Here is an 18,816-nt window from a genome sequence, read left to right as displayed (position 1 = left end):
GCCGTACGACGTCGCCGCTCACCTCGTCTGCCTTCGGACCTACTGTCTGGACCGCGTTGTCAGGCCCCCAGTACTCCGAAGGCTCCTCCTCGCCACCGGCCAATGCTCAGCACTCCCACAGTGGAATTGCGTGACAGGACCAACCTCATACAGCATCTTCGTCCACGCAACCCCTACAGGCGCCGCGAGTAGCAGGTCCTTCCGTCCGCTGATATTGAGCCGGACTGGACCCCCTAAGATCCACTGCACATGTGTCCGGACGCCTTGCCTAACAAACCAGCGGGTACCTGCGGTCGGAAAAACCTGGACGGCGGGGCCGCCTAGGCATGTACGGTGGCACGCGGGGGTACGGGTAGCGGAAATCCGAAACCACTGATTTCGGTCGATCGCGTCGCGGTGTGGCAATCCCTGTCCGTCTCCCCCGAGGGTACGACGAGTTACAGCGAGATCCCGCCACCCTTGTGACTATGACGCTTATGTCAGTGATCCGTATAAACGCTGAAATCATCGAATGATCATTTACTGTGAATAGGGCTCAGGCGCAAGATCCGACGGCGCTCCCTTGATGGGTGACCGCGGAGGGGTCAGCCCGTCCATGTCCGCATGGGGAGACGAGCGCCAAGGTGATGGCAGTCCGTAGTGGAGGGCTCGCCAGGGGGCTGGCTAGCTGCCGGCGTCGTGGCCCCCCCACAGTCCTTCGTCTGATGCCTGCGAGCGATGAATGGTGGCATCCGCTTTCAAGAGCCGCGAAGCCTTCGAGTTCGTAAGCTTCGCCTATGCCGCAAATTCTGTCTGTGCTACGGCGAACGTTGACCCGCGCCGTGTTACGTCCACCGCTGAGGCACGCCGCTCTCAGTGGTGCAATCATGGTCGCCGCAGCTGCGGTCTGGACGCTCGGCCCTGGCGCCGGCTGGGTTCTGCGACACGTCGACGGCGTGCGTGGTCTCCAGGGTAAGGATCTCGCGGACGCCCTCGATGCTGTACGTGGGCGGGCGCTTGCGGTGACAACCGGATTGGCCGCGCTGGTCGCGGTGTATTACACCGCACGCAACGCCGACACAGCACGCAGAACGCTGCAGCATAGCGTCGAGGCGGCACAGCGGACGACCGAACTTGCCGAGCAGGGGCAGGTGACGGAGCGTTACACCAAGGCCATCGAGCAACTTGGCTCCGGCACACTCGAGATCCGCATCGGCGGAATCTACGCGTTGGAGCGCATCGCCGCTGACTCTACTCGTGACCATCCCACGGTCATGGAGGTATTGGCGACGTTCGTACGCCAGCACTCGTACCAGCAAGCCGAGTCCTCGACACAGGATTCACCGACTATGGACGTACAAGCGGCGGTCACCGTCATCACCCGCCGTAACAGAAGAAACGACACTCGCCACATCAATCTGTTTGGAACAAACCTAACGGGCATGAACCTGCCGGGCGCCGATCTGTCCGGTGCGAACCTCGCTGACGCAGACCTAAGCGGTACGAATCTGTGGCAGGCAGATCTGTCCCAGACAAACCTGAAGGACGCGCGCCTGGCGAATACGCTTCTCGGCGCGGTGACACTAGCTGACGCGAACCTGACCAACACGCGCTTAATCGGGCGCGATCTGGCTGGAGCTGACCTGACCCGTGCGGATCTCACCCAGGTAGCGCTCGGTGATGCGAATCTGGCCGGCGCATGCCTTAAAGACGTGACGGGCTTCCGAACTGACATGCCTAACGCCGACCTTACGGGCGCGAACCTGGCTGGCGCGAAGCTAAGCAGCGTCCTCGTATCCGAGGCAAACCTAACCGGGGCGGACCTGTCCGGCGGGGATCTGCCTCGCGCGGACCTGCATGGCGCGGACCTGACCGACGCAAAGCTGCCTGAGGCGAACCTATCCCACGCGAACCTCAGCAGTGCGAAGCTGATCCGCGCTGACTTGACCGGCGCTGACTTGACCGGCGCGAATCTGACCGGCGCTGACTTGACCGGCGCGAATCTGAGCGACGTTCACCTGACGGGGGCAAATCTGACCCGTGCAATCCTGACTGACACAGTCCATAGCCCCGGTACCAGCTGGCCCGATGGCTACATCTGTCCCAGCGGCAGCACTTGATGTACCGAGCCGCGGCGCGAAGACGGGCGGCTGCCATGGTGCTCGTGTCATTTGGTGATCGTGGCCTCCCAGCGCCCGCGTCGCAGATGAATGACACCGTCGGGGGCGACCTTGACACGTGCTCCATAGACCTGGAAGTAGCCGTGGTTGAGCCAGTAGTCGCGGAGCTCGTCGAAGATGTCCCACAGCCGACGAGGGCCGCCCTGGGACACGACCGGTGTGTCCGTGCCGTGGGCGGTGGCGCGTGCCCACGACCCGTCGGCGTGGACCATCCACGCCGTCCGTGCCCCATCGGCCTCGTTATAGCGGTGAGCAATGCCGGGCACGGTGATCGCCAGCATGGCCTGTACCTCCCACGCCTGCTCGACGTTGATCACCGGGTACCGGCCGGCTCTCACCTCGTCGCCGTCCGCGTTCTCCACCCTTGCGAACTGCTCATCCAGGCCGGGCGGATAGTCCGGGCCGGTGCGGATGTGCATGTATCCTGCCCGGTCCCATTCGATGACGCCCTCGGCACCACCATCGTCGGTCTTGTCCGCGGTGAGGATCACGGGGATATCGATGAGGCTGGTGACGAGCCGGCCGCCGGGGCGCAGCGCGGTCAGCCAGCTCGCTGGGATCGGCCGTACGGCGACGGTGGAGACGATCCGGTCATGGGTGCCGGGTACGGGGCCTGTGGCGTCGACCGCCGTGACCTGCGGGTGCAGGCCGATCGTTTCGAGCCGCTCAGCTGCCGCCTTGGTCAGGTATTCGTCCACGTCGATGCTGGTGACGTGCCGGTCGCCGAGGCGGGTGGCCAGGGTCGCGGTGCCGTAACCGGAGCCGGTGCCGACCTCCAGGACGTCCATGCCCTCGTTGAGCATCGCATGCCGCTGCATGCGAATGACCAAGCTGGCCATGGTCGAGGATGACGTCGGCCGTCCCGAGCGGGTCTCGCCGAGCTCGGCATGGTCGGCGTGGTGGCCGGCGACCTGGGTGACCAGCGACCGGTTCGCGTAGACATTCTCCATCCACGCGTCGTGGTCGGCCGAGCCGTCACGCAGCGCCCACCGGTCGCCGGATGTCCACTCCCACCAGCGGGAACGAAGACGTGGCGCGGCAGGCAGGCGATGATCGGCCTCCACCGCGACGCAGGATGGACGACCTGCGCCGCGAGGCGGTCAGCGTGTTCTTGCCAGTTCACGAGGTGGGCTTCCTGCTCGGATCGCAATCGTTGGAGTCCGCCGGGGTGCAGGTCACGCAGCCATCCCGGCGCGGGATCGAGCCCACGATCTCACTCCAGCGGCCACCGGACAGGACGTTCGCGAGCGGCACGTCCTTGACGTTGCCGGCGACCAGGTGCCGACCGAGGACACAAGGGGACACGGCGCCATGGCCGGAGATCGCGGCGCGGCCGTCCCCGCACCGCCCGCACAGATCCTCCAGAGTGGTCGGGCGTCCGTGAGCGGTCCGGCCGACCGCGCGGGCGTGGTCGACGGCGACGTCGGTGACGCCGAGGCCGCGTACCTCACGTTCGGCTTCGTCGACGTCCTGGCCGTCGACGACCTCGACGATGCCGACACGGATCGGGATCTTGCGGAGCAGCGCCTCGACGATGTTCTCCCGGGTGCGCCAGTAGCTGCCCTGGGTGCCAGTGATCTGGGCGTGAGTCTTCGCGTCCGCCGCATACCAGGAGACGCCGAGCGAGACGCCGGGCTGCGCGAACAGCCGCCACCTCGTTTCGCTGACGTGGACGAGGTTGGAGTAGACGTCGACCTTCAGGCCGAAAGCCAGCGCGTGACGGACGAGTTCGTCGAGGCGCTCGTACATGGTGGGCTCGCCGCCGATGAACTGGACGGTTTCGATGCCAGCCGCGGCGGCTTCGGTGATGACGCGTTTCCAGCCGGGGACGGTCATGCTGCCGGCATCACCGCTGGGGCCGCTGTTGGAGTAGCAGTGCAGGCAGCGCAGTTGGCACTTCGTGGTGACCTCTAATTCGAGGAATGTGACGGGGGCCAGGGCACGGTCTGTCCAACACACACCTTCGGCTCCGTCACCACCGTAAGTGAGACAGAGCCGAACGTTGGACAGACCCATAGGCGGATGTCTGCGGTCGGTGCTGTTACAACAGGGGGAGTTGCGGGGCTGTGTCGGGTGGCGAGGTTTTGTCTTGCATAGGAAGCCCAGACAGGTGTCGTAGCTCGTTCAACGTGAGAGCCGTGCTGTTGGGTAGATCGTTAACCAGCGCAGTGAGTAGGACAGCTGCCGCGGTGGCGTCCCATAGGGCGCGGTGTGGGCGGCTGGCGGGTGCCAGGCCGGTGACGTGTTCGGTGAGTGCATAGCGTTCGACCAGCGCGGCGAGGCTTTTCTCCCGTAGGGCTGGGTGGAGGTGGCGGGCGAGGCGCAGTGTGTCGATCAGGCCGACGGGGCGGATGCTCGGGCAGCGGCGGTGCAGCAGTCGCCAGTCCACGGCGACGTTGTGTCCGACGAGGATCTTGGCGTTCGAGTGTTGGCGGAGCATGGGTTCGACATGAGAGAGGGGCGGTGCGGCGGCGAGCGTTGCGTTGGTCAGCCCGGGTGAGATCCACGGACGCTGTTGAATGCGTCTGCCGGGATCTATGAGGGTCGTGTAGGCGTCGTTGATCGACGGGCGGCCGGCGGTGATGGGGACGAGGGCAATCTCCAGGATGGCCTCGTCGTCGCGGTCTTGTGCCCCTGTGCCTTCCAGGTCGAGTGCGACCAGGGGCGCGTGCGTCCACAAGGCATCGTCAGCCACGGCCGCCCGCCTTTCGAATCATGGGTTAGGGGTCAGTCGTCTGGGATCAGTCGTCTTCATCAAAGCGTGTTGTGGTGGTGAAGCGCTCGCGTATCGCGGCGAGGTGTTGTCGTTCTTCGTCGGTTGGGCCGTGGCCGGTGAGAGAACGGCCGTGGGCGTGCAGGTAGTGCGGTTGGTCCAGTTCCCAGATTTGGTACCGGAGGGTGTGCTGGATGGGGTAGCGCCGCTGTTCGCCGAGTCCGTGGGTCCAGACATGGCCGCCCTCGGCGTCGATGAGATAGAGGCTGGAGTAGCCGAGTCCGTCCAGGACTTGTTCGAACTCTGAGGGGCTGGGTGCCCGGTGGTCGGCTGCGCACAGGTTCTGCTGGGCGACGGGGCAGATGTCGCACAGCTCGCGGACTCCCCAGTGGCCGTTGTAATCCGGCTGGTCGTGGGCGTAAGAGACGCCGCAGGATGTCTTACGGAACAGCGGTGTGCTGGTCCCGGAGGCGCGCCAGGCGTCGATGACGCGAGCGTCCAGCTCGGCGGGCATGGTCTTGCGGCGGTGGAAGTCGGCGTCGTCATACGGCAACTCGACGCCTTGGGCGCGCAGGTAGGCGGCGTTTTCAGGCTTGTGGTAGTAGCCGGTGAACACGATCGCGTCGGCGGCGTCACCGACGTCGAGGACACGGCGCATGGTCTCGGGGGCGTCGTTCCAGCCGGGCACGATCGGCCGCCAGTACAGCACCACCTTGGTCCGGCTTTTGTGCTCGCAGGCGGTGGCGAGGGAGGAGACGGTGACGGTGCTCTTGGCGATCGGCTCGACGCGGGCGTCGGTGATGCCGGAGTAGGTGAACAGGAGCGTGACGCGAAGGTGTCGGAGTTCTTCCAGCTTGGCCATGTCGGCGGCCGTCACGCGGAAGCGGGTGATGATCAGGACCAGGTTGTCCAGGCCGCGGTCGTCCAGGGCTTGCAGGATGTGGAACAGGTGGGGTTTGACGCCGGGCAGGAATGGGTCGGTGGCCTTGTTGAACAGCTGGATCGGCGTGATCGACGGGCGGAACGTCTGGTGGCCGAGGAGCATGTCGATCGCTTGGTCGGTGGGGCATAGCAGGTGGGGTGTCTTGTGTTCGAAGTCGCCCCAGAAGTGGCGGACGCAGTAGCCGCAGTCCAGTGGGCAGCCGATGATGTGATTCAGCGACAGCCCGGACTTGCGGTAGGTGATGATCTGCGCCATGTACGGATCCAGCGCCGCGCGCTGGTCGGCGGGCATTAACGCGAGTGTGCGGGGTCCGGTGGGGATATCGGTCATTGCGGGCTCCGTTCGGTGGTGGGGATGAGCAGGTGCCGGTTCGCGGCGCCGTACCAGATCGTGAAGTCGCGTTCGACGACGCCGGTGTGGTCGGAGGTGTGGATCAGGTTGTCGATCAGCCGTCCCTCGGCTCGGGCCGTGGCCAGGTTGTCGGCCCTGAAATGGCCGCGGATGCTGTCCGGATCGGCGAGGGAGGGATCGGTGCCGCCCAGGACCGCTCTGAGTCGGTCGGCGGCCTGATGACCGTGACCGAGGGCGACGATGACCTGGTTATCGACGAAGATGCGGCGCAGCTCAGCGGGGACGTCGAGTCCTAAAGTGCGGGAGACCTCGGGTGGAAGCATGTCGTCGTAGTGGGCGAAGACCTGCGCCTCCGTCGGGATGAGACTGCGGACGGCCGAGACGGTGACCACGCGGCCGACCCGTTGGAGCACGGCGTCGGCGAGTCCGCGGCGAAGGCAGTCGGGCTTGAGCAGGATCACCGTCCATTGCGCCCAGTCGACGACACCGAAAGGTGTCGTGTTTCGTGGCGTTGCTGGCGCCGTCATCGGATCGTGCTCTCGGTGGGCTCGGCGCCGGCTCGGGTGGGCCAGCGCTGGGTCACCAGCCAGCGGTGTGCGGGAGTGAGGGCGTCGAGCGTCGCGGCCTCAATCGGTTCGCCGGGCTGGTGGATGATCTGCCGGTACACCTCGAACAGCAGTAAGATCTGGCGCCAGTACAAGCTCGCTGGGGCTGGCGGACGGGCCTCAGGATCGAAGCGGCGCCGGTTCGTGCGGAGCTCGGACTCCCACCGTAGGACGTGCCTGATCGTGTCCCAGGAGGTGTCGGCAGGCATGGGAGAGCCGGGGAACGGATCATTGAGTGCGGGCTCGGCCAGGATCTCGTCCATGCGCGCCAGGTCTGGCTCGTTGACGTGCATCGAGGCCACCTGGTGCGTGTAGGTGCCGAGCTGGGCACCGAGCTGGACGGCGGTGAACTCCTGGATGAGGGTGAAGGAGAATACGTCGCAGACCAGCCCGATCATCGCGTCGTTACCGCGCATACCGACCACCAGGTGCAGGCGGCCGTCCCGAAGCAGGAACTGCAAGGACAGGGTGCAGGCCACATCCGGGTTGGCGGGATCGGTGAGTTCGTCTGGTCGCATGACGGTTATGACGGCCCGCTTGGAATCCGGGTCGTGCCGTAGCAGGTCGACGATCTGTCCCCACTGGCTGGGCCGGTCGGTGCCGGGGAAACGGAACAGCCGTGGTCCGTACGCGGTGCCGGTGAGGCGGAGTCCGTCGCGTGAGAGGGAGCGCAGGCGGGGCGCGTAGTAGCCGATCATCGCCAGGTCATCGCGGCCGGACAGGTACCACAACGCTTCGGCGTAGTTGAAGACGATGTTGGGCCTACGGGCCTTCAGGTACGGGGTGCGCCGGCGCGGGTCGGTGAGGGTGAAGGCCATGTTCAGGCACTCGCGGGAGTGGTTGCCGCGGGAGGCGGTGGTGTATTCGGCGCCGGTGTGGAGCTGGTGCAGGACGGCTCGGTAGGCGTCGGTGAAGGCGGGGAAACGGGGCGGGTGCATCAGGTGCGCTCCGATCCGGTCGGGATGGTCGTCATGAGTTGAGTGAGCCGGCGCGCCCATGCCGAAAGTCGGAACGGCTCCAGAAGGAGCAGGCAGGCCTCGATCAGCTCCTCGTGCTCGCGGCTGCCGGCGATCCGCTGTGCCCAGGTGATGCGTTCGACGGTCTCGGCACCGTCGGCCACATGGAGGGCAGAAGGCGTGTAGACGTCTGCGCACGCGAGGCTGGTCGGGGTGAGCGGAAGACAGCCGGCCAGCACGGCCTCGCCAAGGCGCTGGCTGACGTGACCGACTCGGGAGTAGCGGGGGCGGTTGAGCAGGATGGTCGTGGTGGCGGTCAGATATACGGCGCGGGTCTGGGAGAAGGCGCAACGTCCGGTGAAGTTCACCCACGGCCACCGACTGGTTTGGGTCCACTTTCCCGCGACCTGGTGCGGGAAGCGCGCGGCGGCCGGTGCGAAGAAGGCGGCGAAGTCGCCGTCGCGGTCGTACTGGTTGCCCACGTAGGCCAGCGCCAGCCTCCGCGTCCGCGCCGCTAATTCGGCAGGATCAGCCGCGTCGAGAAGATGGTCGGGCACAGGGGTAGGCAGAGAGACGCTCCCCGGTGGCGGCGCCAAGCCGGGTTCGCACACGAGGACGTTCTGCAGCTGCCGCAGGGACGCGTCGGTGGGCAGTTGCCGGTCGGTGTCCCAGATGAGTGTCGGCACACCTGCGTTGGAGTAACTCGTGATCAAGTCGGCCTGTCGATGCAGGTCGCAGGTGTGACCGACCGAGCCGCATGGGGTGGTGTTGCGTCCAGGGAGCGGCCACCGCCACTCACACATCAGCACGTCTATCGCAGGGAAGCCCGCATGCCAGCGGTACGGCAACGCCTGACCGGCCTCCGTACGGTCCCGATCGGTCTGCAGAAGCACGACCTCGTGCCCGAGCCCGATCAGCTCATCGACGATCGGACGACGCCAAAACCGCCCCCCATCAGGAGTGTCGATGATCCCCGAACCGAGAAATCCCCAAAAGCTGAAGCCGATCCGCATGCCGCACTTCCTTGGTCGGCGTAGGAACGCTGTCAGGCGACACGCTCGCGCGAGGTCGGGGTTCGTCCAACGTCGGTTTGTCATGGACCGGCTTGTAGCGGGCATGACACATTGGAATAGCCCGTGCCGTGGGGCGTGGTTACGGTGGCTTCGGTAAGACCGTGTCGTTGAGGAAGCCGGCTGAGATGGAGGGCCGCTGGATGGCCCGTGAGCAGGTCTGCCCGTCTTGTCGCTTGACGTCCTTGAGCAGGTACAGCTCGGACTTACTGTGTGCCAGCTGTCTGCGTGCGTCGCGGGATGTCGGTATATCGGCTCCCAGGTGGCTGTGGGATTCAGAGCCGATGCGGCAGGCGCTGGCTCGTCTTGATGTCGGGGCCGTGGTGGCGATCCTGCGGGCCGCGACCGGTCTATCCCAGCTCGATCTCGCGAACGTCGTCGAGGGCTGGTCACAGTCGACGGTGAGCCTGATCGAACGGGGCCGGCGGGACACGCTGTATGACGTGCGTGAGCTGTTGCGGTTCGCGGACGCCGTCGGGATGCCTCGCGAGAACCTGTTGCCGCTGATTCTCGGCGATCCCGGTGCGGTCCTGGACGACAACGAATCTGCGGGAGGGCGTGAGGTGGATCGCCGGTCTTTCAACACGATGGCAGCCGCTCTGACCGTCGGGGCGGCCTTGCCATCGAGCCCCGTGCCTGCTCGAGTCAACGAAGGGCACGTCCGCCATCTGCGCGCCAGTTTGGCGCAGATCCGCCGCCGCCATCAAAACGCGGGCGGGGGCGCGGCGCTGGAGGAGACACTGCGGCAGTACAGACGGTCCCGGGCGATGCTGGACGAGTCCGACTACACCGACCGCGTCGGCCGACAGCTCCTGGCGGTGACGGCCGAGCTGGGCGAGGCGGCCGGCTGGGCGGCTTACGACGGGAACGACCAGAAGCTCGCTCGGCAGCTGTACGGCGAGGCGGAACTGCTGGCCGGAAGCTCTGGCGACACCGTGTTGACGATGCTCGTGTACACCGACCTCGCCCAGCAGTCGACGTACCTGGCACGGATGACGGGGCGGCGGGGGATCGCGCGCGAGTCGCTGCGGTTCGCGGATCGGGCCGCCGAGGTCGCGCGGCATGAACCGTCAGCACGTCTGCACGCGTTGATCGCCCTGCGGCGGGCGCTCGCGTACGCCGAACTCGGAGACGAACCCGCGTTCCGGACGCAGATCACCACGGCTCGACGGGAGCTCGAGCGTGGTGACCATTCCACTGACCCCGCGTGGGCCCTGTACGTGAGCGATTCGGAGATCACCGGATACGAGGCCGCGGGGTACGAGGCGATCAGCCGCGTGCGGCAGGTGACCGACGGCCGGGCGGTGACGCTCTACCGAACGGTGCTCGATGACCAAGGTCGAACCGCACGCGACCAGGCCTTCTATCGCGCACGGCTGGCCGACGCGCTGTTGAACGAGGGCGATGTCAGTCTGGCCATCAGCGAAGGGGCCGCGATCCTGCCCGCGATGATCGGTGGGCAGATGATGTCGGCGCGTTCGCTCGCCGAGCTGCGCCCGCTGCGCGCCGCGGCCGAACAAGCCTCCAATGAGGAGTTCTGCGTCCGTTTCGACGCGGCCACGCGCGCGCTGGCCGCCTGATGGTGAAGAGAGAGGCGCGATGCCCGACCTGACGTTCCGCAGGTACGACGCCGCAGGGGCCCAAGCCATCAAAGACACGGTCTGGCTGATCTACCGCGAGGCCTTCGCCGACGAGATCGCAAGTGGTGATCCGTTCGAGGCCGGCGACGCGCCGATGCAGCGTTTCGACGCGTACACCACTGCCAAGGATTTCGAGCTGGTCGTGGCGTTCATGGATGGCGAGCCGGCCGGGCAGGCGTGGGGCTGGCCTCTCGGCCCGGACAGTGCCTGGTGGACTGGCCTGGCCGGGGAGGTCGAACCGGGGTTCACCGATGAAGACGGGACGCGCACGTTCGCGTTCAGTGAGTTGATGGTGCGTCCTCGTTATGCCGGTCAGGGCATCGGTCGCGCACTCCACGATGAGTTGCTGGCACTTCGACGGGAGCAGCGAGCGACCCTGCTCGTACAGCCCGAGAACGAGAACGCCTACCGGAGATACACAAGGTGGGGCTGGCACAAGGCGGCCGAACTACGTCCCGCCATGCCCCATGCCCCGCTGATGGATGTGCTGATCCTTCCGCTGCCGCAGACATAGGCGTGCGGCGTCCTCCGCCATCTGCCGCTGTGTGGGTCACTCGAGGTGGAGAGCTGCGATCAGGCGCGTGAGTGCGTCTGTTTTGGCTGCGGCTTTGGAGCTGCCCGTGCCGGTGACGGCGAGGGGCTCTCCGGTGTCGCCGTCGACGGTTGCCGCGGTGGCGATGTGTGTCGGGCGGTGGAGGGGGCCGACCGTGGAGAAGTCCCATGCGAGAGTTCTTAACCGGCCGATTTGGACGAGGTGGTTCACGGCGTTCGCCACCCGCCCGGCTCGTAGGTCCTCGCGCCAGCCTTCATCGAGTCGAGAGCCTTTCCGGACGGCACGAGCGAGTGAGTCTGCGGCTCGGTTTCCTCGGCTTGTGTGGTGCGCGCGGACCCAGACCCAGGTGACGTGGTGGCTCGCGGAGACCTCCCGTAGCTCGTTCCACAGGTCGCGGTGGGCGCGTGGTGTCCCTCGGGCGGTGGCGCCGTTGATGAGAGCTTCGTGGTCGCAGTGCATGGTGACGCATGCGGGCTGATGGAGTGCTCGTAGGGCGTGTATGGCGGCGGCCAGTTCGGCCCGAGCGATGTTGGGTTCTGACAGGCGCCCGCCCAGCGTCCGTCTTTCCGCGTCTGGGCCGGCTCCCCATCTGATGATGGCCGCCCACGCGGCGGGGCCGTGACGGTTATCTCCGGGCGCTGATCCATCCGTCCATGCGAAGACGAGTGGCCGTCCGCAGTCGCTTCGCTGATCTTTGCGGGCGCGCATGCCGGGCGGGATCTCGCCGAGGAGTTCAGCAGTACGGAGCAACCCATAGACGCGACGCTTGCGGATGCCGAGCTCGTCGGCGATCGCCTGCTTGGAGCTGTCCGGGGCACGCGTGAAGATCGCGACGGCAGCCGCGCGCAGTCCCCGATCAAGATCCGGGCTAGTGGGTGGGACACGCCCGGTTCGGCGAGCGTCCCGCAAGAGCCACCTGACCTGTTTCGGTGGAATACCGAGCTTTTCTGCCAGTACCTCGTAGGTGACATCGGGGTCAGCGGTCGCTGCGGCGACTACGGCGGCCCTCGGCGATGGGGCCTGGTCGGGACACTCGGACGACAGAGACTCAATGGCGCTTTCTTCTGGTTCTGGTGTCATCGCAGGTCACCTGCTAATCGGTGGTCCGGTACGTGCCTCCGCGGGTGCGTAGCGTGACGCGAGTCCTCAGGATCCGACGCATGGCGCCGTAGCTGCACTCGAACCGGTCCGCTACCTGCCGGATGCTCCACCCCTGCTCATAGAGCCGTACGGCGTCTTCCGTCATCTGTTGCCAGTCCGCGCTGGGGCCGGCGTTGTCGGACAGCAATGCGTGAATTGCCGTTCGGCTGTAGCGGCGGTGGCCGCCGGGGGTGCGAAGCGGTGTCAGTTTTCCTTCGCGTGCCCAGCGGGCGATGGTCGTCGTGCGGACGCCGAACAGTTCGGCGGCTTCGCGCGGTTTGAGCAGGTCACTGGGTTCTTGGACGAGCATGGTGTCTTTCTTTGTCAGCGCCCGGCCCTGAGCCGTCTCGCTTCCCCGGGACGCGCCGTACGGGGGCTTCGGCGGCGTCCACAGTGGCTCAGGGCCGGGAGTCGATGGGTGCTTGATCAGATGCGCGCGAGCGAGTGCGGCATCGCCGATGACGTGTCGGGAACCTCTGGAACGTCGATGGCCGCCCAGACGGTCTTGCCGCCGTGGTCTTCCAAGCGCCAGCCCCAGTCCTTCGAGCAGGCTTCGACCAACAGCAAGCCACGTCCGTCCACACGGTGGACGGACTCTTCTTGGCGATCGGGGGTTGCTTCGCTGCTGTCCCACACCTCGATCAGCACGACCCCTGCCTGCCGGGAGACAGCGGCCCGGAACACTTCTCCGATCTTCATGGCATTCGTGACCAGCTCGACCGTGACGAGCAGGACGCTGTCGACGACGTCGCCGAGCTTCCAGCTGGTACATGCAAGACGCACCAATACACGCGCTTGTTCGGCCGCGACCGGATGTGGAGCAAGAGGCAATTGGTACGCCGCGTCCTCGGCGATTGCAGGCGAGGTGGTGTTCTCGCCAAGGGCGATTCGTGGATCACGTGATGCGCACACTTGCCCTCCATTTGGCTTGGCTGAGCCGCCTGTATTCATGCGGCCGTGCAATTTATGGCGACGGGTATGTCACCTTGCCGGAAGGGTTTGAGTGCATCAACGCTGATGCGTCATGCGATGCGCCATGGGGTTATGACACATCGGAATATTCAACGACGTGCGCGATGCGGGATAGCGGCGCATGGAGACCCTGCTACGTGACAAGTCCGAAAATGGAGGAGAAATTACCTTGTGGCGCTCTATTGAGGACTGTAACGGTCGTCCGGGGTTCCGGTCGTTGGACGTGCCCCGTCCAGTCCAGTGTGGCTAGGGCTGCGATGGTCTTCCAGGTAGCGTCCAGGTTCTTCCATCGCGCCAGGCCTGTGTGTGGTAGGCGGGCTGATCCCAGCCCCGTCTACTGGCCTCGCTCGTTTCTTCGCTCACATAGTGGTGACCGCCGGTCTTCGCTGGCTAGCCAGCGTGTGATCTCTTGCCGGGATAGCGACCATGCTTTGTCTGGTGGGAGCTGTGCGACGATTTGCTCGGCAAAATACAAGTAAGGCAGATGCTGGGGCCGGATGTCGCAGCGGCCCGGTTCCAATGTGGCAGTGCTGTTCTCTGGTGGAGCAGCGGATGGTGCGAAACCGTTTCGCTGTCCATGTGAAGGGGCGTGAAGCCTACCTTCTTGCGTGGAGGTGAACAGTACGTCGGTGAGCAGGCTGAGTGCGAGGTCGCGGGGGCCGTTGCCGTTGTAGCCGCAGTTGAAGCCTGCAGGTGAGTGGCGGATCTGGTGGGGTAACGGCTTGTAGTTTCCGGCTGGGGATTCGATGACGACTGCGATTGTTCCGTCTGGTCGTGGCCATCCGTGGTAGACGGCGTGCACGTCGATTTCGGGCGTTGTCCGATCAGCTGATAGCTGATCTCCGGGTCGCTGTGGGATGTCCGCGGAGAGCGTGTGTTGGCTGTGAGATGAGACGGATGTCATTTGAAGTCCGGTGGCGGTCGTCATTCTGATTGGCGGGGACGGAGTGGCCGTACGGTGGAGCTGCCGTTCTTGTGAGGAGCCGGTCCACGCGGTGCGGCCTGCCCGGTCGGGACGGGTGCCTTCTTGCTGGTGGTGGGTATGCCGGCTGCAGGGGCTAGCAGGGTGAGGAGGAGTTGGTGGGTTCGTTCCTCGGGTTCGGTGTCGAGGTCGGCGAGGTGGCGTTTGAGGTGGTCGTAGGTGCGTCGTATGGCGTCGGGTCGGCCGGTGGCGGCTTGGATGCGCATGAGGTCGCGGTAGAGGGGTTCGGCGTAGGGGTCGTGGGTGATCGCGGCTTCTAGGGCGGTGATGGCGCGGTCCGGGTGGTCGGTTTTGGTGAGGTGGGCGAGTTGGGCCAGGGCGTCGGTGGCGTGGCGGCGGAGGTTTTCGCGTTCGGTTTCGGCCCATTCGTAGGTGAGGTCTTCGGCGAGTTCGGCGGTGTAGAGGTCGGGGATGTGGTGGAGGGCGTTGATGCGGCTGGAGTCGGTTTCGGCCTGGTGGGCGCGGTCGAGAAGACGGTGGAGTTGCCAAAGGTCGGTGTCGATGAGGTGCGGGTCGAGGCGGTAGCGGCCGTCGGCGTGGATGATGAACATCGCTTGGCGCAGGCCGGTGGCTTGGCGGAGTGTTTTGCGGGCGTTGTTGATGGCGGTGTGGAGCATGGTGGTTCCGGTGGTGAGGTCCCGGTCGGGCATGAGCGCATCCACGCCTTGGTCGCGGGTGACCCCTTGGGGGTGGAGGGTGAGGTAGGCGAGGAGGTCGCGGGTGATGCGCCGTAGCCCGGTGGCGATCGGTTTGCCGTCGGCTTCGACGCGGATCGGGCCCAGCACTCGCAGCCGGACCGGCCGGTGCGTGTCCTGTTCTTCACGATCGGCCGGCCGGTCAGAGGCGGGTTGCGATGGCGATGCTGGGGGCGCGCTGGTGTGGTCGCGGCCGGTCGGTGTGGTGGAGCTGGCGGCGTTCGCCGGTGCCGGGGCCGGGTCGGGGTCGGGTGCGCCGTGGGCGGTGCGGATCGTCTGGAGCATTTCGGCGGCATCGCTGGGGCTGAGGTGGAAGAGCCGGCTGCCGGTCCAGGTGGTGGCGGTTGGCCCGGTGGCGTCGGTGACGGTGCCGTCGGCGGCGAGGGTGAGGGTGGTGCCGGCCGCCCAGGCACCGAGGAGGACGGCGCCGAGGCCGTAGGCGCCGCTGAAGGCGAAGATGGCATTGAGTGCGTCGCTGGATGTGGGTACTGCGGCGAGCAGGATGATGGTGGGGAGTGGCTCGCCCGGTTCGGCGCGGCGTAGCGCGTGGATGTCGGGTTCGCCGGTGGCTTCCATGAGGCGGGCGCGGTGGATGAACTCGGCGGTGAGGTGGGTGATCGCGGCCTGCAGTGAGCCGACGATGCGCAGTCCGGGGATGTCGCGGGCGAGTTCGCGCGGGTTGATTCCGGTGCCGGTGAACAGGGTGATGGCGTCGGGTTCGGGGATGAGGACTTCGATGCGGTCGCGGCGGGATTTGGCGAGGAGTTCGGTGGCCAGGGCCCGTGCGGTGGGGGCCGCGCCGGACCCGGTCAGCGCGACCTTCAGCCCCGACAGCGAGAGGCGAACCTCTGCGGTGTCACGCGTTCCGGCGGTGATGTGGGTCGGTGGAGGTTCGGCCGCGTCGTGAGCGAGGAGTTCAGCGTCGGTCGGTGGCGGCTCTCCCTGTTCGGTGTAGGTGTCGAGGTGGGTTTTGCGGACGGAGGCGATGCCCGCAGGTGTGGCGGGTTCGCTGCGGTTGGGCCAGGCGGGGGCGGGGTTTCGCCGGCGGCGCCGGTGGAGGCGGGTGGCGGCCAGAGCGACGCTGATCGCGGTGGCGAGGCCGAGCCCGAGGTAGGCGCCGGTCGGGAGCGTCACGGTCACCGGCGTGTCGTGGCGATGTCCGGGCGCATCCGGCGGTGTTCGCGGCGGCTGGGCGTCCGCGGACGGCGTCGGTGGGGCCGGACGGGTGCGTGCTGGTGACGGGGCGGGGGTCGTTGCGGGTTGGCGTGTGGGTGGCGTCACCGGTGCCGTCCGCGGCGGCGGGACCGGGTTGCGGGAGGCGGTGGGCGGCTCGGTGCTCGGTCGGGGTGTCGCGGTCGGTGTCGGCGTGTGCGGTGTGGGGGAGCGTTCGGCAGCCGGTGGTGACGTCGTCGCGGGCGGATGGGGACGCTGGTGTGGCGGTTTATGGCGTCGCGGTTGGACAGGCTGGGGAGCGGCGTGGCGGGGTGGGGTCTTGATGTGCTGGCCGGGGTAGATGCGGTCGGGGTCGGTCAGCCGGGGAAGCCCGTGGGGTTGGGGGAGGTGGGTGCTGGCTTTGAAGATGGCCGGGTAGTTGGTTCCTGATCCGGTGGTGGTGCGGGCGATGGCCCACAGGGTGTCGCCGCGTTTGATGATCCGCGTACGCCATTGCCCATGGTCGGGCTTGTCCGCCTGCTGGCTGGCCGGCGGTTTTGCGTGAGGGACTTTGGCGGTTGCGGTGGTGGGAAGCGCGATCGCCGCGGCGGTGTGGGGCGTGCTGATGGAGGTTGGGGTGGCTGAGCTGAGGGTGGGGGCGGTGGCGGAGATGATGAGGGCCGTCATGGCGATCAGGTCGCGGGCCAGGTGTTGCATCGGGCTGATCAGGCCGGGCAGGCGCCGGGCGGGGCGCCCGCGCCGGTAGGCGATGGTCTCGGCGAGTGTGGTGAGGGTGAACAGGCACCAGGCCGTCCAGCCGATCACCTTCACCAGGGTGAGGAAGAGGGTGTTGCCGGTGTCGGGCTGGGTGAGCGTCGTGGTGATCTGATCCCAGTTCGGTACCTGGTGGGGAACGGGGGAGCCGGCGACGGTGAGGAGGGCGGCGGGGAGTCCGGCCACCAAGGCCACCAGGACCGCGAGGGCGCCCAGGCCGCGCAGGACTTCGGCTGTTCGGGTGCGTTGCACGCGAGGCTGGCTCATCGGTCTTCTCCTTCGACGCCGGTGACCAGGTCGGCGACCGCGTCGGCCTGGACGTGAAGGGCGGTGATCCCGATCAGGGGCAGGAAGATCGTCCGGCGGGTGACCGTCACGTGCACGCGGATGCGGTGGTCACCGATAGGGGTGACGGTTCCGGTGTAGCCGCCGGCGTGCAGGTAGTTCTGCGCGGCGCGGAACGCCTCAGATCGGTTGATGACGAATGTGCCGCCGTGGGCGTAGGCGCGGTCGGCGTCGATTTGCCCGGCGCCGGCGCGGGCGGCTTCTTCGGCGGCGATGTTCGCGTCGTGGCGGGCGTCGAGTTGTCGGCCGAAGTCGACGATCGCGCCGAAGAAGACCACCACGACCAGCGTGATGATGACCGTGAAGATGCTCAGCCCTCCCCGGTCACCGGATCGGCGTTCCGCTCGCGAGGCGGCCTGGTGTGCCATGGCTCAGTCCCTGCCCCGGAAACGGTCCAGTGGAGATCGGTGTGTCTTGGTCACGGTGCGCGATCCAGGGATGCCAGGGGCGGCGATGTCGGCGAGCCGCACCGTGCAGGTCACGCGTGCGCTCACCGCGCCCGGGTTGCCGACGGGCTGGTTGAAGCCGGCCAGGTCCAGGTGGACCTGCGGGGTGCAGTGCAGTCCTTTGTCCCGGAGTGTGGTCAGGGCGCTCGTCGTGGCCGTGGTTCGTGCCTGGGCGGGGGTGCGGGCGATGGAGGCTTGGCGGGCGGCATCCGCGGCGGCCTGGTTGACGGCCGCGGCGGCGCGTTGGAGCCGCGCGCCGGTGAGCAGCCCGGCAAGGAACAGCACGAGCAGGGGCGCGAGGATGGCCGCTTCCACCACGGCGTTCCCGGCCGCGCCACGGAACCGGGCCGGTGCCCTACGGTGACTGGGCAGGCGGGTCATGACGGCCCCGATGTCGGACATCCCGCGAGTTGACGTACGCATCTCAGCCTGTTCCTGGCTGGGGGTGCAGATAGGCCACGGTGCGGTGATCTCAAGCGGAAGGTCGACAAATCGCCAGGATTCGCCGACAAACCCCGGCATTTATGAACCGAGGTGCCTATGGCCCTGGCTGGGTGCGTTCGATCAGGAGTCCCTGCCAGCTGGAGTCGGCCGTCGATGTTGAGGAGCTCGAGCAGGAACTCGTCGGCCAGTTCTCCCTCGCGGTAGCGGGCGCGAGCGATCGGCATGTCGCAGTCAAGCGGGCGGACGTGGTGGAGTCCATCCGGGTTACAGGCCAGCCGGTGTGGACGGCCGCGCCAGAAGATGCCGATCGGTACTTCGTCTCGCTGCGCAGGGACCGTGGGCTGTCGAGGAAGACCATGGTCGGTGGGTGCCGTGCCACCCACTGCGCCAACGACAGCACTCCCGACGGCAGCAGGATGCACTGAGCCGGTGGTCTCGTGGCGGCGATGGCCTGGTCTGCGGGCGGTGACGTCCGCAGCATCTGCGACCTCTTCGGTCTTACCGTTTCCGGGGCCATGCGCTATGTGGCAGTCCTCGATAACCCAGCGATCGCTGGCATTGTCTCGGTAGACAGTTCTCGGGGTGTTGCTCTCGCAGTACCGAGCGCTGAACGATGACTTCCCAGATACACTCGCGACACCGGCACGATGCTCCACATCCAGGGGAGGCGATCCGATAGTGGCTGAGTCCCTCGGAACGCAACTTCTCCATGATGATCTCGAGGTGGACTGCCCCGAGTGTAGGTACCCGATCTGGATTCGGTACGCGGAAATTGTGGCCCAAGTGGCTGTTTGGTGTCCATGCTGCCGGATTAGGATTCGTCTTCGTGATGCCGAGGGCAGCGTGCATACCAGTGGCGATTCCATTGAGCGGCAG

General features: G+C 66.7%; 18 protein-coding genes. 4 read left to right on the top strand and 14 right to left on the bottom strand.

Translation table 11 applies throughout. The features are described 5' to 3' along the window. The first annotated feature begins 866 nt into the window (after window positions 1–866). Window positions 867–2,099 (top strand): pentapeptide repeat-containing protein, encoded by a 1,233-nt coding sequence (locus tag QSK37_RS43950; RefSeq protein ID WP_285633705.1) that lies wholly within the window; start codon window positions 867–869, stop codon window positions 2,097–2,099. A gap of 47 nt (window positions 2,100–2,146) precedes the next feature. Here QSK37_RS43950 and QSK37_RS43945 read toward each other — a convergent pair whose 3' ends face one another. The 7 genes from QSK37_RS43945 to QSK37_RS43915 all read right to left on the bottom strand — a co-directional run bounded on the left by QSK37_RS43945 (window position 2,147) and on the right by QSK37_RS43915 (window position 8,740). After that, window positions 2,147–3,223, bottom strand: coding sequence for a methyltransferase domain-containing protein (locus QSK37_RS43945; RefSeq protein ID WP_285633702.1), 1,077 nt, complete (start codon window positions 3,221–3,223; stop codon window positions 2,147–2,149). Between the two features lie 55 nt (window positions 3,224–3,278). Then, entirely contained in the window at window positions 3,279–4,118 is an 840-nt protein-coding gene (locus tag QSK37_RS43940; RefSeq protein WP_285633700.1) for a radical SAM protein, read from the bottom strand. 82 nt (window positions 4,119–4,200) lie between these two features. Then, complete coding sequence (locus tag QSK37_RS43935; RefSeq protein ID WP_285633697.1) at window positions 4,201–4,854, bottom strand: 3'-5' exonuclease; 654 nt, start codon at window positions 4,852–4,854, stop codon at window positions 4,201–4,203. Between the two features lie 46 nt (window positions 4,855–4,900). Beyond that, window positions 4,901–6,145 (bottom strand): hypothetical protein, encoded by a 1,245-nt coding sequence (locus QSK37_RS43930; RefSeq protein WP_285633694.1) that lies wholly within the window; start codon window positions 6,143–6,145, stop codon window positions 4,901–4,903. Continuing rightward, window positions 6,142–6,693: a nucleoside-diphosphate kinase gene (locus QSK37_RS43925; RefSeq protein WP_285633691.1), complete on the bottom strand. Its 552-nt coding sequence runs from the start codon at window positions 6,691–6,693 to the stop codon at window positions 6,142–6,144. The genes QSK37_RS43930 and QSK37_RS43925 overlap by 4 nt, the downstream gene beginning before the upstream one ends. Beyond that, window positions 6,690–7,709 carry a thymidylate synthase gene (locus QSK37_RS43920; protein ID WP_285633689.1) on the bottom strand — a complete coding sequence of 340 codons (1,020 nt, stop codon included), beginning with the start codon at window positions 7,707–7,709 and terminating at the stop codon, window positions 6,690–6,692. The genes QSK37_RS43925 and QSK37_RS43920 overlap by 4 nt, the downstream gene beginning before the upstream one ends. Continuing rightward, complete coding sequence (locus QSK37_RS43915; RefSeq protein WP_285633687.1) at window positions 7,709–8,740, bottom strand: hypothetical protein; 1,032 nt, start codon at window positions 8,738–8,740, stop codon at window positions 7,709–7,711. Before QSK37_RS43915 ends, QSK37_RS43920 begins: the two co-directional genes overlap by 1 nt. Before the next feature lie 341 nt (window positions 8,741–9,081). Between QSK37_RS43915 and QSK37_RS43910 the strand changes: the two genes are divergently transcribed. Together QSK37_RS43910 and QSK37_RS43905 are read left to right on the top strand one after the other, a co-directional pair. Then, window positions 9,082–10,377, top strand: coding sequence for a helix-turn-helix transcriptional regulator (locus tag QSK37_RS43910; RefSeq protein ID WP_285633684.1), 1,296 nt, complete (start codon window positions 9,082–9,084; stop codon window positions 10,375–10,377). 19 nt (window positions 10,378–10,396) lie between these two features. Further along, entirely contained in the window at window positions 10,397–10,951 is a 555-nt protein-coding gene (locus tag QSK37_RS43905; RefSeq protein ID WP_285633680.1) for a GNAT family N-acetyltransferase, read from the top strand. Between the two features lie 36 nt (window positions 10,952–10,987). On the opposite strand, the gene QSK37_RS51960 is transcribed toward QSK37_RS43905, so the two are convergent. The 7 genes from QSK37_RS51960 to QSK37_RS43880 form a co-directional block, all read right to left on the bottom strand. Next, window positions 10,988–11,698 carry an RNase H family protein gene (locus QSK37_RS51960; RefSeq protein WP_432705663.1) on the bottom strand — a complete coding sequence of 237 codons (711 nt, stop codon included), beginning with the start codon at window positions 11,696–11,698 and terminating at the stop codon, window positions 10,988–10,990. 385 nt (window positions 11,699–12,083) lie between these two features. Next, window positions 12,084–12,440 (bottom strand): helix-turn-helix domain-containing protein, encoded by a 357-nt coding sequence (locus QSK37_RS51955; protein ID WP_285633677.1) that lies wholly within the window; start codon window positions 12,438–12,440, stop codon window positions 12,084–12,086. Window positions 12,441–12,556: 116 nt separating this feature from the next. Then, on the bottom strand, window positions 12,557–13,042 hold the full coding sequence (locus QSK37_RS43895; protein ID WP_285633674.1) for an ATP-binding protein: 486 nt from the start codon (window positions 13,040–13,042) through the stop codon (window positions 12,557–12,559). 394 nt (window positions 13,043–13,436) lie between these two features. Continuing rightward, on the bottom strand, window positions 13,437–14,006 hold the full coding sequence (locus QSK37_RS51950) for a DUF6166 domain-containing protein (RefSeq protein ID WP_432705662.1): 570 nt from the start codon (window positions 14,004–14,006) through the stop codon (window positions 13,437–13,439). Between the two features lie 20 nt (window positions 14,007–14,026). Further along, a complete protein-coding gene (locus tag QSK37_RS43890; RefSeq protein WP_285633671.1) occupies window positions 14,027–16,972 on the bottom strand; it encodes a BTAD domain-containing putative transcriptional regulator in 2,946 nt (981 codons plus the stop codon). Then, window positions 16,969–17,418 (bottom strand): pilus assembly protein TadG-related protein, encoded by a 450-nt coding sequence (locus QSK37_RS43885; protein WP_285633668.1) that lies wholly within the window; start codon window positions 17,416–17,418, stop codon window positions 16,969–16,971. Before QSK37_RS43885 ends, QSK37_RS43890 begins: the two co-directional genes overlap by 4 nt. 3 nt (window positions 17,419–17,421) lie before the next feature. Beyond that, on the bottom strand, window positions 17,422–17,898 hold the full coding sequence (locus QSK37_RS43880; protein ID WP_285633665.1) for a TadE/TadG family type IV pilus assembly protein: 477 nt from the start codon (window positions 17,896–17,898) through the stop codon (window positions 17,422–17,424). A 152-nt stretch (window positions 17,899–18,050) separates the two neighbouring features. Here QSK37_RS43880 and QSK37_RS43875 point away from each other — a divergent pair, with 152 nt between their 5' ends. Beyond that, window positions 18,051–18,365, top strand: a complete 315-nt coding sequence (locus QSK37_RS43875) for a hypothetical protein (RefSeq protein ID WP_285633662.1) — start codon at window positions 18,051–18,053, stop codon at window positions 18,363–18,365. The last annotated feature ends 451 nt before the right edge of the window (window positions 18,366–18,816 follow it).

The sequence above is a fragment of the Actinoallomurus iriomotensis genome (assembly GCF_030269445.1).
Taxonomy (GTDB): domain Bacteria; phylum Actinomycetota; class Actinomycetes; order Streptosporangiales; family Streptosporangiaceae; genus Actinoallomurus; species Actinoallomurus iriomotensis.
The sequence above is the reverse complement of the archived record's forward strand: the minus strand, read 5'-3'. Positions and strand labels throughout refer to the sequence as shown.

Coding starts and splice junctions, on each gene's coding strand:
- QSK37_RS43950 (WP_285633705.1), top strand. CDS start 867: ATGGTCGCCGCAGCTGCGGTCTGGACGCTCGGCCCTGGCGCCGGCTGG.
- QSK37_RS43930 (WP_285633694.1), bottom strand. CDS start 6,145: ATGACCGATATCCCCACCGGACCCCGCACACTCGCGTTAATGCCCGCC.
- QSK37_RS43925 (WP_285633691.1), bottom strand. CDS start 6,693: ATGACGGCGCCAGCAACGCCACGAAACACGACACCTTTCGGTGTCGTC.
- QSK37_RS43920 (WP_285633689.1), bottom strand. CDS start 7,709: ATGCACCCGCCCCGTTTCCCCGCCTTCACCGACGCCTACCGAGCCGTC.
- QSK37_RS43915 (WP_285633687.1), bottom strand. CDS start 8,740: ATGCGGATCGGCTTCAGCTTTTGGGGATTTCTCGGTTCGGGGATCATC.
- QSK37_RS43910 (WP_285633684.1), top strand. CDS start 9,082: ATGCGGCAGGCGCTGGCTCGTCTTGATGTCGGGGCCGTGGTGGCGATC.
- QSK37_RS43905 (WP_285633680.1), top strand. CDS start 10,397: ATGCCCGACCTGACGTTCCGCAGGTACGACGCCGCAGGGGCCCAAGCC.
- QSK37_RS51960 (WP_432705663.1), bottom strand. CDS start 11,698: ATGCGCGCCCGCAAAGATCAGCGAAGCGACTGCGGACGGCCACTCGTC.
- QSK37_RS51955 (WP_285633677.1), bottom strand. CDS start 12,440: ATGCTCGTCCAAGAACCCAGTGACCTGCTCAAACCGCGCGAAGCCGCC.
- QSK37_RS51950 (WP_432705662.1), bottom strand. CDS start 14,006: ATGACATCCGTCTCATCTCACAGCCAACACACGCTCTCCGCGGACATC.
- QSK37_RS43890 (WP_285633671.1), bottom strand. CDS start 16,972: ATGAGCCAGCCTCGCGTGCAACGCACCCGAACAGCCGAAGTCCTGCGC.
- QSK37_RS43885 (WP_285633668.1), bottom strand. CDS start 17,418: ATGGCACACCAGGCCGCCTCGCGAGCGGAACGCCGATCCGGTGACCGG.
- QSK37_RS43880 (WP_285633665.1), bottom strand. CDS start 17,898: ATGTCCGACATCGGGGCCGTCATGACCCGCCTGCCCAGTCACCGTAGG.